This window comes from Archangium sp. Cb G35, from assembly GCF_001896145.1.
Taxonomy (GTDB): Bacteria; Myxococcota; Myxococcia; order Myxococcales; family Myxococcaceae; genus Archangium; species Archangium violaceum.
The window spans coordinates 731,127-745,727 of record NZ_MPOI01000002.1 but is presented as its reverse complement, the minus strand read 5'-3'; the positions used below and the strand labels follow the sequence as shown (position 1 = coordinate 745,727).

General features: G+C 68.6%; 13 protein-coding genes. 11 read left to right on the top strand and 2 right to left on the bottom strand.

Annotated features, from left to right (window positions below):
- Positions 1-18 precede the first annotated feature (18 nt).
- Genes BO221_RS09520 through BO221_RS09495 form a run of 6 tightly spaced genes read left to right on the top strand, consistent with a single transcriptional unit; the run spans position 19 to position 9,108 of the window.
- Entirely contained in the window at positions 19-1,857 is a 1,839-nt protein-coding gene (locus BO221_RS09520; protein ID WP_073560058.1) for a long-chain fatty acid--CoA ligase, read from the top strand.
- Positions 1,858-1,894: 37 nt separating this feature from the next.
- The gene (locus BO221_RS09515; RefSeq protein ID WP_073560057.1) at positions 1,895-3,034 is read left to right on the top strand and encodes an acyl-CoA dehydrogenase family protein; all 1,140 of its coding nucleotides are present in this window, start codon (positions 1,895-1,897) and stop codon (positions 3,032-3,034) included.
- Positions 3,035-3,062: 28 nt separating this feature from the next.
- Positions 3,063-4,211: an acyl-CoA dehydrogenase family protein gene (locus BO221_RS09510; RefSeq protein WP_083680878.1), complete on the top strand. Its 1,149-nt coding sequence runs from the start codon at positions 3,063-3,065 to the stop codon at positions 4,209-4,211.
- A 32-nt stretch (positions 4,212-4,243) separates the two neighbouring features.
- Positions 4,244-5,455: an acetyl-CoA C-acetyltransferase gene (locus tag BO221_RS09505; protein ID WP_073560055.1), complete on the top strand. Its 1,212-nt coding sequence runs from the start codon at positions 4,244-4,246 to the stop codon at positions 5,453-5,455.
- 42 nt (positions 5,456-5,497) lie between these two features.
- Entirely contained in the window at positions 5,498-7,675 is a 2,178-nt protein-coding gene (locus BO221_RS09500; protein ID WP_073560054.1) for a 3-hydroxyacyl-CoA dehydrogenase NAD-binding domain-containing protein, read from the top strand.
- 26 nt (positions 7,676-7,701) lie between these two features.
- A complete protein-coding gene (locus BO221_RS09495; protein ID WP_073560053.1) occupies positions 7,702-9,108 on the top strand; it encodes an aldehyde dehydrogenase family protein in 1,407 nt (468 codons plus the stop codon).
- Here BO221_RS09495 and BO221_RS09490 read toward each other — a convergent pair.
- Together BO221_RS09490 and BO221_RS09485 are read right to left on the bottom strand one after the other, a co-directional pair.
- Complete coding sequence (locus BO221_RS09490; protein ID WP_073560052.1) at positions 9,092-9,613, bottom strand: DUF4334 domain-containing protein; 522 nt, start codon at positions 9,611-9,613, stop codon at positions 9,092-9,094. The genes BO221_RS09495 and BO221_RS09490 overlap by 17 nt on opposite strands.
- Positions 9,610-10,728, bottom strand: a complete 1,119-nt coding sequence (locus BO221_RS09485; RefSeq protein ID WP_073560051.1) for an NAD(P)-dependent alcohol dehydrogenase — start codon at positions 10,726-10,728, stop codon at positions 9,610-9,612. Before BO221_RS09485 ends, BO221_RS09490 begins: the two co-directional genes overlap by 4 nt.
- Positions 10,729-10,802: 74 nt before the next feature.
- Here BO221_RS09485 and BO221_RS09480 point away from each other — a divergent pair, with 74 nt between their 5' ends.
- The 5 genes from BO221_RS09480 to BO221_RS09460 all read left to right on the top strand — a co-directional run bounded on the left by BO221_RS09480 (position 10,803) and on the right by BO221_RS09460 (position 14,573).
- Positions 10,803-11,414 (top strand): aspartyl/asparaginyl beta-hydroxylase domain-containing protein, encoded by a 612-nt coding sequence (locus BO221_RS09480; protein ID WP_233165832.1) that lies wholly within the window; start codon positions 10,803-10,805, stop codon positions 11,412-11,414.
- Positions 11,404-11,610: a Nif11-like leader peptide family natural product precursor gene (locus BO221_RS09475; protein WP_073560050.1), complete on the top strand. Its 207-nt coding sequence runs from the start codon at positions 11,404-11,406 to the stop codon at positions 11,608-11,610. Before BO221_RS09480 ends, BO221_RS09475 begins: the two co-directional genes overlap by 11 nt.
- Entirely contained in the window at positions 11,607-12,608 is a 1,002-nt protein-coding gene (locus BO221_RS09470) for a sulfotransferase family protein (RefSeq protein ID WP_073560289.1), read from the top strand. Before BO221_RS09475 ends, BO221_RS09470 begins: the two co-directional genes overlap by 4 nt.
- Positions 12,609-12,708: 100 nt before the next feature.
- A complete protein-coding gene (locus BO221_RS09465; RefSeq protein ID WP_073560049.1) occupies positions 12,709-13,347 on the top strand; it encodes a response regulator transcription factor in 639 nt (212 codons plus the stop codon).
- On the top strand, positions 13,344-14,573 hold the full coding sequence (locus BO221_RS09460) for a sensor histidine kinase (RefSeq protein ID WP_073560048.1): 1,230 nt from the start codon (positions 13,344-13,346) through the stop codon (positions 14,571-14,573). The genes BO221_RS09465 and BO221_RS09460 overlap by 4 nt, the downstream gene beginning before the upstream one ends.
- Positions 14,574-14,601: the final 28 nt, after the last annotated feature.

The window sequence follows — 14,601 nt, the reverse complement described above, 5'->3', positions numbered from 1 at the left end:
TTGAGTCGAGGAGGTCCCATGGGTCCGTCGCTCGCAGCATTGGAAGCGCAGTGCCAATCACAGGCAAACAAGCTCACGCTGCCGCTGCTCCTCAAACGCAATGCCGAGGAATACGCGGGCGCTCCCGCCCTCACCGCCGGGGACAAGACGCTCACCTGGGCGCAGCTGCGCGAACAGACCGCCGTGCTCGCCCGCGGGCTCGGCGCGCTCGGGCTGAGGCGAGGCGAGCGGATGTTGATCATGATGTCCAGCCGGCCCGAGCACTGGATCATCGACTTCGCCGCGGTCCACCTCGGTGCCATCCCCTGTACCGCGTACCAGACCCTGAGCACCGAGCAGGTAGGCTACGTCGCGCGGCACAGCGGGGCCACCGTGGCGGTGCTGGAGGGCGCGGAGGAGGTCGCACGGTGGCGGCCGGTGCTCGAAACGCTGCCGGCGCTCAAACGGCTCATCGTCCTCGATGCATCGGCCATCCCGGCCGGGGATACGCGCTTCGTCTCCTACGCGGAGGTCGAGGCCGGGGGCCGCGGGTTGCACCAGGGGGAGCCCGGCGTCTTCGAGGACGCCTGGAGGACCATCCGGCCCGAGGATCCGATCGCGATGATGTACACCTCGGGCACCACGGGCGATCCCAAGGGCGTGGTGCTGAGCCACCGGAACGCCTTCTATGAGGCGGTCGCGGTGGACCTCGCCGTTCCCATCCCCATGCAGTCCCCGTCGATCGCCTATCTCCCGCTGGCGCATATCGCGGAGCGCGAGCTCGGCTTCTACCGCGCGCTCTACAAGGCGCTGCACATGCACATCTGCACGGATCCCGCGGGTGTGGTGCCACTGATGGCCAAGGTGTCTCCCCCCGCGTTCTTCGGAGTACCGCGCGTCTGGGAGAAGCTCGCCGCGGGCCTGCGGGCGAAGCTGGGCACGCTCGAGCCTGCCCAGCGCGAGGCCATCCTCGCCGCTCATGCGGTGGCCGCGGAGGTCTTCCGGCTCGAAGGCGCCGGAAGGACCGTGCCCCCGGAGCTCATGCAGAAGGCCGCGGAGGTGGAGGCCAGGGTCCTCAAGCCCCTGCGCAGGACGCTCGGACTGGACGCGCTCCAGTGGGCGAGCAGCGGCTCGGCGCCCATCCCCGTCGACATTCTCGAGTACCTCGGAGGCTTCGGGCTCAAGGTGCTCGAGGTCTGGGGCATGAGCGAAACCACCGGCTGCGCCACCATCAGCACGCCCGCGGACTTCCGCCTCGGCGCCGTGGGCCGGCCCATTCCCGGGGTGCAACTCCGGCTGGCCAGCGACGGTGAAATCTTCGTCCGCGGCCCCGTGGTGTTCCTCGGCTATCTCGCCGCGGACGGACAGGTCGTCAGCGCGGTCGACGCGGACGGCTGGCTCGCCACCGGCGACATCGGCACGCTCGACGCCGACGGATTCCTCACCATCACCGACCGCAAGAAGGAACTCCTCATCACCTCGAGCGGGAAGAACATCGCGCCCTCCCGGGTCGAGGGCCTGCTGCGCGCCCATCCGCTCGTCGCCCAGGCGATCGCGATTGGAGACCGCCGGCCCTACGTGACGGCACTCGTCTCCCTCGATCCGGACGCCGCGCCGCTCTGGGCCAAGGCTCATGGCCTCGCGCCGCGGTCGTTCGCCGAGCTCACGCGCGATCCGGCGGTTCGCGCCGAGCTCGAGTCGCTCGTGGCCTCAACCAACGCCCGGCTTTCCCGAGCGGAGCAGATCAAGCGCTTCGAGGTGGTCGCCGAGGCGTGGTCTCCCGCGACGGGCCAGCTCACGCCCACCCTCAAGCTCAAGCGCCGGGTGATCCTCGAGCAGTACGCCGGGCGCATCGACGCGCTCTACGCGGACGCCTGACCCACCACCTCCCGGAACCACCACCCAGGGGACTTTCATGCATGCGAGAACACCGGAGCAGACCGCGTTCGCGGACTCCATCGACGCGTTCTGCCGCGCCAGGACCGGCACGCGCGCACAGCGCGACGCCTTGACCCAGAACGGCACCGAGGCCCACAACCCCGCCCTCTACGCGCAAATGGCGGAGCTCGGCTGGCTGGGCGTGGGCATCCCGTCGAAGTATGGCGGCTCGGACGGAGGGATGTCCGACATCTGTCTCTTCGCCGAGCGGATCGCCTACGGGCTCGCTCCAGTAGGGGGCTATGTCACCACGGTGGTCTCCGCCGGTCCGTACGCGAAGTTCGGGACCGAGGCCCAGCGCGAGCGGATCCTCGGCGGCATCACCGGGGGCCGCGTGGAGGCCATTTCCATCTCCGAGCCCGGAGCTGGCTCGGACGCCGCCGCGATCACCTGCCGCGCGACCCGGACGCCGGGAGGATTCATCATCAACGGGCAGAAGACCTGGTGCTCGAACGCGCACATCGCGGACCATCTCCTGCTCGTGGCACGCACCAACTCCTCGAGCTCTCGGCACGAGGGCCTCACGATGTTCTGCGTCCCCACGGGCACGGCCGGAGTCGAGATTCGCGGCATCCCCACCCTGAACGGCAAGGACGTGAATGACGTCTACTTCACCGACTGCTTCCTGCCGGAGAGCGCGGTCGTCGGAGCCGTGGACCAGGCCTGGCCCCAGCTCATGACGGGGCTCAACAGCGAGCGGCTCATCCTCGCGGCGACCATGCTCGGCCGCGGCCGGCGGGCATTCGATGACGCCGTGGCGTACGTGAAGGAGCGCAAGCAGTTTGGCCGGCCCATCGGCTCCTTCCAGGCGCTCAAGCACCGGATCGCGGATCTCGCCACCGAGCTCGACTGCAGCGAGCTGCTCCTCTACCGCGTGGCCGCGATGGCGGACGAAGCACCCGAGCGGATGCTCCCCCGAGAGGCCTCGATGGCGAAGCTGAAGGCCACCGAGACGGCCAAGCGCGTGGCGCTCGAAGGCGTGCAGATGATGGGGGGCTACGGTTACGCCACCGAGTACGACATGGAATCGCATCTGCGCGCCACGGTGATCTCCACCGTCTATGGCGGCACGAGCGAAATCCAGCGCGACATCATCGGAAAGACGTTCGGACTCTAGAGCGGGACCCGAGAGGAGGGAGGCAGACATGACGGGACGTTCCCCATGGAGCTCGGACGAGCTCGAACAGGTGCGCGGGCTGGCGGCCAGCTACTTCAAGAAAGAGGTCCTTCCCAACGTGCCCAAGCACGTGGCCCAGGGCTATCCGGACAAGGCGCTCTACCGGCGAGCGGGCGAGCTCGGGCTCCTGTGCATGTCCATTCCGGAAGCCTACGGCGGAGGCGGGGGGACGTTCGCGCACGAGGCGGTCCTCGTCGAGGAGCAGATTCGCGCCGGAGACCCCTCGATGGGCTTCGCCGTGCATTGCTCCATCGTCGCGCACTACATCCTGGCCTATGCGTCCGAGGCCCAGAAGCAGAAGTGGCTGCCCAGGCTCGCGAGCGGCGAGTGGGTGGGCGCCATCGCCATGACCGAGCCGGGGACGGGTTCGGACCTCCAGGCCATCTCCACCCGCGCGGTGCGGGACGGCGATTTCTACCGGGTGAGCGGCGCGAAGACGTTCATCTCCAACGGCCACGTCTGTGACTTCATCATCATCGCCGTGCGGACATCGGACGTGAAGGGCCACGCCGGCATCTCGCTGTTGTGCGCCGAGGTCTCCGACACGACGCCCGGTTTCGAGCGGGGCCGTATCCTCGACAAGCTCGGCGGCAAGGGCCAGGACACGACCGAGCTCTTCTTCGATGACCTGAAGGTCCCCGCGGTCAATCTGCTCGGCGGCGAGGAGGGCCGTGGTTTCGTCCAGATGATGCAGCAACTGCCCCAGGAGCGGCTCGTCACGGCGCTCATCGGCATGGCGAGCCTCGAGCGGGCCGTGGAGGTGACGGTCGAGTACACCAAGCAGCGTCACGTCTTCGGCAAGCCCCTCTTCGCCTTGCAGAACACGCGCTTCGAGCTCGCGGAGTGCGCGACCCTGAGGCGCGTCTGCCGCACCTTCATCGATGACTGCATCCAGTCCCACCTCCAGGGCCAGCTCGACGTGACCACGGCGGCCATGGCCAAATACTGGGTGACCGACCAGGCCTGCATCGTCGTGGACCGCTGCCTGCAACTTTTTGGCGGATACGGGTACATGAAGGAATACCCTATTGCCCACCTGTTCGCCGATACCCGCGTGTTGCGGATCTTCGCCGGCGCGAACGAGGTCATGAAAGAGCTCGTCGCCCGTTCCCTCTGAACCCACCCAATCGTTTCGCAAGGAGGCTCTCAGTGAGCCAGGAAGCTTTCATCTTCGACGCCGTTCGCACCCCTCGCGGCAAGGGCAAGAAGGGCGCGCTGCACGGAATCAAGCCCGTATCACTGCTCGTCGGCCTGGTGGATGCGCTCAAGAAGCGCCACCCGAACCTGGATCCCCAGCGGATCGACGACGTGGTGCTCGGCGTGGTCTCTCCGGTCGGGGACCAGGGCGCGGACATCGCCCGGACCGTGGTACTCGCGGCCGGACTCCCCGAGACGACGGGCGGAGTCCAGCTCAACCGCTTCTGCGCCTCGGGCCTGAGCGCGGTGAACCTGGCCGCCCAGCAGGTTCGCTCGGGCTGGGAGCACCTGGTCATCGCGGGCGGAGTGGAGAGCATGTCGCGCGTCCCGATGGGCTCGGACGGTGGCGCCTGGGCCCTGGACCCCGCCACCAACTATGACACCTACTTCGTGCCCCAGGGCATCTCCGCGGACCTGATCGCGACGATGGAGGGCTTCACCCGCGAGGACGTGGACCGCTATGCCGCGCAGTCGCAGGAGCGCGCGGCCAAGGCCTGGGCCGCCGGGTACTTCAAGAACTCCGTCGTTCCGGTGGTGGACCAGAACGGCCTCACCGTGCTCGACCGCGACGAGCACATGCGTCCTGACTCCACCGTGGCCTCGCTCGGTCAGCTCAACGCCTCCTTCGCTGGGATTGGCGAGGCCGGTGGCTTCGACGCGGTGGCGCTGCAGAAGTACCACTTCGTGGAGAAGATCCACCACGTGCACACGCCGGGGAACTCGTCCGGCATCGTCGATGGCGCGGCGCTCGTGCTGTTGGGCTCGGAGAAGGTTGGCAAGGCGCTCGGCCTCACGCCGCGGGCGCGCATCGCCGCCGTCGCCACGTCCGGTGCGGACCCGACCATCATGCTCACTGGCCCGATTCCCGCCACCCGGAAGCTGCTCGACATCGCCGGCCTCTCCGTCAAGGACATCGATCTCTTCGAGCTCAACGAGGCCTTCGCCTCCGTGGTCCTCAAGTACCAGAAGGACCTCGGCATCCCGAGCGAGAAGATGAACGTCAACGGCGGCGCGATCGCCATGGGCCACCCGCTCGGGGCCACCGGCGCGATGATTCTCGGGACCGTGGTGGACGAGCTCGAGCGGCGCAAGGCGCGCCGCGCGGTCGTCACCCTGTGCGTCGGCGGCGGGATGGGCGTGGCCACCCTCGTCGAGCGCGTTTGAACCTCTTTCCCCTCTTCTTTCGACACCATTAGAGCGAACCCAATGAGCGAGCAGAACACCATCCGCTGGGAACGAGACGCCGACGGCATCGTGGTCTTGACGTTGGATGATCCGGGCCAGTCCGCCAACACGATGAACGCCGCCTATGTGAAGTCCATGCGCGCGACCGTGGACCGCCTGGCCAAGGAGAAGGACACCCTCACGGGCGTCATCATCACCTCGGCGAAGAAGACCTTCTTCGCGGGGGGCGATCTGAACGATCTGCGCAACGTGAAGAAGGACGAGGCAAAGCAGGTCTTCGAGCTCGGCCAGGAGATCAAGGCGCAGCTGCGGGTGCTGGAGACCCTGGGCAAGCCCGTGGTCGCGGCCATCAACGGCGCGGCGCTCGGAGGCGGGCTCGAGATCGCGCTCGCGTGTCACCGGCGCATCGTCGCCGACGTCAAGGGCGCGCAGCTCGGGCTGCTGGAGGTGACGCTCGGGCTGCTTCCCGGTGGCGGAGGCGTGGTGCGCACGGTGCGCATGCTCGGCATCGTGGACGCGCTGATGAAGGTCCTGCTCCAGGGCCAGCGTTACCGGCCGCAGGAGGCGAAGGAGCTGGGCCTCGTGCACGAGGTGGTGGACTCGGTGGACGCGCTCCTGCCCGCGGCCAAGGCGTGGGTGAAGGCGAACCCCACGGCGCAGCAGCCGTGGGACCAGAAGGGCTACAAGATTCCGGGCGGCACCCCGTCCTCCCCTTCCCTCGCGGCGAACCTGCCCGCCTTCCCCGCCAACCTGCGCAAGCAGCTCAAGGGCGCGAACATGCCCGCGCCGCGCGCCATCATGGCGGTGGCCGTCGAGGGCACGCAGGTGGACATCGACACCGCGTTCACCATCGAGTCGCGCTACTTCACCGAGCTCGTCACCGGCCAGGTCGCGAAGAACATGATTCAGGCGTTCTTCTTCGACATGCAGCACATCAGCTCGGGCGGCGGCCGTCCGAAGGGCTTCCCGCAGCACACGGCGAAGAAGGTCGGTGTCCTCGGCGCCGGGATGATGGGCGCGGGCATTGCCTATGTGTGCGCCAAGGCCGGTATCGACGTGGTGCTCAAGGACGTGAGCCTCGCCTCCGCCGAGAAGGGCAAGCAGTACTCCGTCAAGCTGGTGGAGAAGGCCATCCAGAAGGGCCAGTCCACGAAGGAGAAGGGCGAGGCGCTCCTGGCGCGAATCCAACCCGCCGCGGATGCCGCCGCGCTCGCGGGTTGTGACCTGGTCATCGAAGCCGTCTTCGAGGACGTGAAGCTCAAGCACCAGGTCTTCCAGGAGATTCAAGGCGTGGTCGCCCCGGACGCGGTGCTCGCTTCCAACACCTCCACCCTGCCCATCACCCTGCTCGCCGAGGGCGTGAAGCGGCCGGCCGACTTCGTCGGCATGCACTTCTTCTCCCCGGTGGACAAGATGCCGCTGCTCGAGCTCATCGCGGGCAAGACGACGAGCGACGCCACTCTGGCGAAGGCCATCGACATCGCGGTGCAGATTGGAAAGACGCCCATCGTCGTCAACGACAGCCGGGGCTTCTTCACCAGCCGGGTGATTGGCACGTTCCTCAACGAGGCCATCGCCATGGTGGGCGAGGGGATTTCTCCCGCCTCCATCGAGCAGGCGGGCCTCCAGGCGGGCTACCCCGCGGCTCCGCTCCAGCTGGTGGACGAATTGACGTTGACCCTGCCGCGGAAGATCCGCCTCGAGACCAAGGCCGCCGCCGAGGCCGCTGGCAAGCCGTGGATGGACCACGGCAGCTACTCGGTCATGGACGCGATGATCGATCAGCACCAGCGCAAGGGCCGCTCCACCGGGGGCGGCTTCTATGACTACGTGGATGGCAAGCGCACGAGCCTCTGGCAAGGGCTTGCCCAGCACTACACCAGGCCCGGTTACACCATCCCCTTCGAGGACATGAAGGAGCGGATGCTGTTCGCCGAGGCCATCGACACGGTGAGGTGCTTCGACGAAGGCGTCCTCCGCTCCGCCGCCGACGCGAACGTGGGCTCCATCCTCGGAATCGGCTTCCCGCCGTGGACGGGAGGTGTCGTGCAATACATCAACGGCTACGAAGGGCGTACCGGCACGGGGCCCCGCGGCTTCGTCACCCGCGCGCGCGAGCTCGCGGAGCGCTACGGGAAGCACTTCCTGCCCCCCGCCTCGCTCGTCGAGAAGGCCGAAAAAGGCGAGTTCCTGAAGTAGCCCCCTCTCCCGGAAGGAAAAGTCCCATGGCTCGGAGTGCCAGCAACCTCGCCGCCGTTCCGCCTTCGCCCAACACGAAGGCGCTCGTCGAAAAACAGCGTGCCTACTTCGAGACCCGCGTCACGCTCCCGCTCCAATGGCGGCGGGAGCGGTTGCTGGCGCTCCAACGAGTGGCGCGCAAGTACGAGGCGGAGATTCTCGCCGCCCTCAAGGCGGATCTCTCGAAGAGCCCGGAGGAGGCCTACCTCACCGAGGTCGGGAGCATCTACGGAGAGATCAAGAACGCGCTCAAGAACGTGAAGGCGTGGATGGAGCCTCGGCGGGGGTCCGCGCCCCTCATCATCCAGCCAGCGCGGGCCTACCAATACGCGGATCCGCTCGGCGTGACGCTCATCATCTCGCCCTGGAACTACCCCTACCAGTTGTCGATGGCGCCGCTCATCGGGGCACTCGCCGCGGGCTGCACGGCCGTGTTGAAACCCAGCGAGCTGTCACCCGCCACCTCGGGGGTACTCAAGCAGATGCTGGGCGAGGCCTTCCCGGAGGAAGTCGTCTCCGTCGTCGAGGGGGGCGTGGAGGCGAGCCAGGCGCTCCTCGCGGAGCGCTGGGACCTCATCTTCTTCACCGGTGGAACCCAGGTGGGCCGGGTGGTGGCCGAAGCCGCTGCCCGGCACCTCACCCCCACCGTTCTCGAGCTGGGTGGAAAGAGCCCCTGCATCGTCGACAGAAGCGCGGACCTCGAGGTCACCGCGCGGCGCATCGCCTGGGGCAAGTACGTCAACGCCGGACAGACCTGCGTGGCGCCGGACTACGTGCTCATTCCACCCGAGCTCAAGGGCCGCTTCGTCGATCTGGTCCAGAAGGCCGTCAGAAGCTTCTACGGTGCCGATGTGAGCACGAGCGGCGACTATGGCCGCATCGTCAGCCATCGCCACTACGAGCGCATCGCCGCGCTCGCGGCCGACGGCCGGATCGCCTTCGGCGGCGAGCGCGACGCACCCAGCCGCTTCTTCGCGCCCACCGTCATCACCGATGCACCGCTGTCGAGTCCGCTGATGCAGGAGGAGATCTTCGGTCCCCTCCTCCCGATCGTCGACTGCCCGAGCATCGACGACGCCATCCGCTTCGTGCGCGCCCGTCCGAAGCCGCTCGCCCTCTACAGCTTCGCGCGTGACGCGTCGGTGAACGAGCGCGTCCTCACGGAGACCTCGAGCGGCGGAGCGGTCGCCAACGACGTGTGCGTCCACTTCGCCGTCGAGGGGCTTCCTTTCGGAGGAGTGGGCGAGTCGGGCATCGGCGGCTACCACGGCCAGGCCAGCTTCGATGCCTTCAGCCACAAGAAAAGCGTGGTGAAGCGGCCCTTCACGCTCGACATGAAGCTTCGCTACCCGCCCTATGGCGGGAAGCTCGGCCTCCTCAAGCGCTTCTTGTGAAACCGCCGGAATCGCGGCGCAGTACGAAGAAGTACGGCGCCGCCATTCCTCGCGAGTCCATCGCGCCGAGCACCGTGTCCGCGTCGACCTTCCGGAACACGTCGAGGGTGGGCCAGTCATCGTAGATCATCGTCGCGCTGAGCTTCCCGCGGAACTCCGTCATGCGCAGCCGCGCCTTGAACTTCCCGGTCTCCACCCTGGCCCGGTGCGGGCCCACGAAGCCTTGAATCTCCGGCGACGGCCACTTGCGTGGGTCCACCGGGAACACCGACGCGCGGTCCTCCGTGAAGAACAGCAGCGGGTGCACGCTCTCGGCGTCGATGAACTGCTTGCCGTACCAGCCGGTCGCGCTGAGCATTCCGTCCATCGCGTGCCCCGTCTGGAGCTCGCTGCCCTTCCACCTGCCGTGCATGAAGGCGAGCTCCACCGTGGGCAGGCTGTCGAACAACGCGAGCGCCGCTTCGATGTGGATGCGTCCTGCTTTCACCGCTTCGTCGAAGGTCATGGCGTCCTTCCTCCGTGCATGTGCAGCACTGGCTTGATTGCCGTGCGCGTCTCCATGTCGTGAACCGCGTCGTTGATGGCCTCGAAGGCGTAGGGGCGGCTCAGCTTCTCGATGGGGAACCGCCCTTCCGCGTGCAGGGAGACCAGACGCGGAATGAAGGTCTTCGGGTCGGCATTCCCCTCCAGGATGCCCACCAGCTTCTTCCCGGAGAGGAGCGCGCTCATCGGGAGCGAGACTTCCGCGCCACGCCCAGGCAGGCCGAGCAACGCGCAGGTGCCCAGGGGACGCGTCACGTCGAACGCCTGACGCAGCACCTGGGGCGAGCCCACGCATTCCAGCGCGAAGTCCACACCGCCCCGGGTTCGCTTCAGAATCGTCTTCGTGAGCTCGGGCTCGTCCGCCAGGAAGGTGTCGGTGGCGCCCAGTTCGCGTGCCAGCTCGAGCCGCTCCGCGCTGAGGTCCACGGCGATGATGCGGGCCGCGCCGGCGACTCGCGCCGCCATGATGGCCGCGAGGCCCACGGAGCCCGCTCCGTACACCGCGAGCTGCTGCCCATCTTCGAGCCGGAACGCCTCGAGCACCGCGCCCGCGCCGGTCTGGAACCCGCAGCCCAGCGGCGCGAGCAGCTCGAGCGGCGCGGACGCGTCGACCTTCACCGCGTTGTGCTGGTGCGCCAGGATGTGCGTGGCGAACGAGGACTGGTGGAAGAAGCTGGAGCGGATCGGCTCCCCCCGCCACCGCATGGGGAAGGAGCCATCGGGCCTCGCACCGGAGAAGTTCCCCGCGTACCCGTGCTCGCAGTACGCGGGATGGCGGCGGGTGCACGTGCCACATGCGCGGCACGAGAAGTAGCTGAGCACCACCGCGTCGCCGGGCACGAAGTCCGTCACGCCCTCCCCCACGGCCTCCACCACGCCCGCGCCTTCGTGGCCGAGCACGGCGGGGAACGGGAAGCGGCCCGCGCCCGCCCGGTAGGTGAGGTCTGTGTGGCAGATGCCGCTCGCCGTCACCCTCACCCGCAGCTCGCCCGTCCGCGGCGGCTCGAGCTCGACCTCGTCGATGGCGAAGGGACCGTTCACCACCTGCAGCACCGCGGCACGCACCGGAAGACTCATGGGTCCATTTTATTGGCATTCCGCCAATAGCGCACGGCAATGTTTCCGGAAGCCTCCAGGAGGTGGGAGGAGGCATGATGGGGACGATGGACTCGAGGGACGCCGTGCCGGACAGCCTGCGGTTGCCGCTGCGCTTCGATGCGCGGCGCCTGCGGGAGGACTTGGGGCGCCTAGCCCCGGAGGAATGGGTTGCCCACTTCAACACCCGCACCTACGAGGGCGAGTGGAGTGGCGTGGCGTTGCGTGCGGTGGGAGGTGTCGCCGGGCGGTTGTACCCGGACCCCGTCGCGAACGAGCCCTACGCGGATACGCCCGTGCTGGAGCGCTGCCCCGGGGTCCGCGAAGTGCTGTCCGCCTTCGCCTGCCGGATCGAATCGGCCCGGTTCCTCAAGCTGGCCGCCGGGGCCCGCATCCGCGAGCACCGCGACTACCAGCTCGGTTACGAGGACGGTGAAGTCCGGCTCCACATCCCCGTGGTGACCCATGAGGGCGTGGGCTTCTTCCTGTCCGGCCAGCGCGTCCTCATGGGCGAGGGCGAGTGCTGGTACCTGAACGTCAACCAGCCGCACCGGGTGGAGAACACCGGGGAGGTGGACCGTATCCACCTGGTGCTGGACTGCGTGCTCGATGACTGGCTGCGGGCGCTCTTCGCGCGCGCGGTGCGGGAGGCCGCCAATGCCGCGTGAGGCGTTCGAGCGCTTTCGTGCCCTCGTCCTGCGAGAGCCGGAGTTGCAGGCACGGCTCCGGGACGTACAGGAATCGGCGGCCTTTCTGGAGCTCGTCGTGAGGTTGGGCGGGGAGCGGGGCTGTCACTTCACCTCCGAGGAGGTGCGGGCCGTCTGGCAGGAGGCTCGCCGCGCCTGGTTCGAGCGATGGCCATGACGATGGAGGCGACGCTGCTGGCCGAGTGGTTTCCCGTCCGCGTCCACGCGCGCGAGGGCGGGTTCGTCGTGGAGTGGTGCCATCTGGGCGGCCAGCGCTTCACCGAGCCCTTCTTCGACGACACGATTCAACGGCGGCTCCGCTACCCCTTCAACTGGTTGTTCCGCCACCAGACGTCACTCGACGAGCTGGCCGAGCTGGAGGCCCGGAACCCCGGGCTGCCCCCCACGGGCCTCATCTTCCACATGTCGCGCTGTGGCTCGACCCTGCTGGCGCAGACGCTGGCGGCCTTGCCTCGCAACGTCATGCTCTCCGAGCCGGCACCCGTGGACACGGTGCTGCGCGCCCGCTGGGGGGAAGAGACCCCCACGGAGGAACAGCGCATCGCGTGGTTGCGCGGGATGGTGGGCGTGCTCGGGCACAAGCGCCATGCGCCCGAGCGGCACCTGTTCATCAAGTTCGATGCGTGGGCCCTGCTGCAGTGGCCCCTGATTCAGCGCGCCTTCCCGGGTGTGCCGTGGCTCTTCCTCTACCGGGACCCCGTGGAGGTGATGGCCTCGCATCTGCGCCACAGCGGCGCCCATATGGTGCCCGGCGTGCTCGAGCCCGCGCTGCTGGGGTGGAGCCCGGAGCAGCTCCCCGGCATGCCCCGCGAGGAGTATGGGGCCCGCGTCCTGGCCTCCCTCTGTGAGGCCGCCCTGGGCGCCTGGGAGTCCCGCAGTGGGCCCGCGCGGCTCGTGGAGTACCGCGAGCTTCCCGCGGTGATTCCCTCCCTGTACTCGGAGCTCTTCGGCCTGGAGCTTTCGGGGGAGGAGCTCGCGGTGATGCGCGAGGCCATGGGGAGGGATGCCAAGAACCCCGTCCTTCCCTTCGAGGACGATTCCGCGATGAAGCAGCGGGCGTTGGCCGGTCCGGCCCGCGAGGCCGTGGAGCGGTGGGTGCGTCCCCTGTACGCCCGGCTGGAGGCCGCTCGGCGTGACATGCGCCGGATGGGTTGAGCCCTCCCATCAATGCACGACGCACCGCGTTACTTCCAGGCGAGCGGAGGAGGTTGTCTCGGAGTGTCACGATCCAAGGCGCTCGCTGTAAATTGCATAGATGCTCAACGTCGTCGTCGTGGAAGACGACTCCAACCTGCTCGCATCGGTCCGGCAGGCGCTTGAGGCACCCGAGTCCGGAATGCGCATCGCCGGTGCCTTCTCTCGCGGAGGCGAGGCGATCTCCTGGCTTCAGCGCCAGAAGCCGGTGGACTGTGCGCTGGTGGATCTCGGCCTCCCGGATCGCTCCGGCGTGGAAGTGCTGGCGGAGCTGAGGACGACGCACCCCACCGCCGTCGGCCTCGTCTTCACCATCTTCGACGACGACGCGCACCTGTTCCCCGCGCTGCAGGCCGGAGCACAGGGATACCTGCTGAAGGACTCCACCTCGGAGGTCCTCCTCCGCTCCATCCGCGAGGCCGTCGCGGGTGGCGCGCCGATGACACCGGCGGTGGCCCGGAGGGTGGTCCGGCGCTTCTGGGCTCCGCAAGTGGTCCAGCAGGAGCCGCTCACCGCGCGCGAGCGCGAGTTGCTCGTGCTGCTCTGCCACGGCGCCAGCTATGAGGCGGCGGCGGCACGGATGGCGGTGAGCCTGAGCACGATCCAGGCGCACGTCCGCAGCGTGTACCGCAAGCTCGCGGTGAGCTCCAAGGCCGAGGCGGTGAGCGCAGCCGTCCGGTTGGGCATCTTCGTCCCATGAAGCTGAGCCTCCTCGTTGGCAGTCCGCCCTCCAGCGGCCCGTTGGTGGAGTCGCACCGCAAGCTGCGCTCGCCTGGCTCGGTGGCGGTGCTGATGGCGGGCGCGCTGGCGGTGGCGCTGGTGCCACTCATCCCCGGCGTCTCCGCGCGGCTCGAGGTCACGCTCCGCGACACCGCGCTGGCCATGGGGGTGTTCGCGCTCGTCTCGCTCGCCGCGGCGGTGGTGTTCTGGCGCCGGGGGGCCACGCCCTCCTACTGGCGGCTGTGTGTCCTCGAAACGTGGACCACCGCGCTCACGCTGCTGTCCCTGGTGTGGGCCTCGGGGAACCCACTCAGCCCGTTCTGGCTGCTCCTCGTCTGCCTGAGCCTGAGCATCGCCGTGGATCCCAGCGGACGCATCATCGATGGCCTGGCCTTCGTGATCCCACCCCAGGTGCTCGCGCTGCTGTTCCTCCTCCAGGGGGAGCCCGCGAAGGCGGCGATCTCCGCGGTCATCGGCGGTGTGGTGGTGGTCGCGGCCACCGTGCTCCGGGGGCTGTTCGTCGGCCTCACCGAGGCGCGCAACGAGCGGGACCGCCTCCGCGCCGAGCTGGCCGAGCTGCGCCTGCGCGAGGAGCGTCACCGCATCTCGCGCGACCTTCACGACGGGCTCGGGACCGAGCTGGCCAGCCTCACCTGGACGGCGCGCATGCTCCACCAGCGGCTCGAGGGGTCCCCCGTGCAGGGCGACGTGGAGGAGCTGCTCGAGCGGCTCCGCTCCGGCATGGACGAGCTGCGCACCGTGGTCTGGGCGTTGCGTGCGCCAGCGCGCCCCTGGGAGGACGTGGTGGCGCGGCTCGCCCAGCGGTGCCGTGAGCTCGGCGGCGATCGCGACGTGGTGGTGGAGGCTTCCGCCGCCGACCCGCGCGTGGAGTTCGATGGTCAGGTGGCGCTCGACCTGGTGCGCGCTGTTCAGGAGCTGGTGCACAACGCCGCCCGCCACGCGCAGCCCCGGCGGATCCGCGTCACGCTCCGCTGCGAGCCGGACGGCATCCGTTTCCTGGTCGAGGACGACGGCCGGGGACTCGCCGACGGCGCGCTCGAACGGAGCGAGGGCGGCCTCAAGAACTTCCGGGTGCGGGTGGAGAGCGTGGGCGGCACCACGCAGGTGGAGTCGTCGTCCCAGGGGACTCGGGTGTCGGCGTGGCTACCCACACCTACATTTCGGCCTAACATGCCCATGCAATAGCGGCATGGATCCATGCGGCGGTACATCT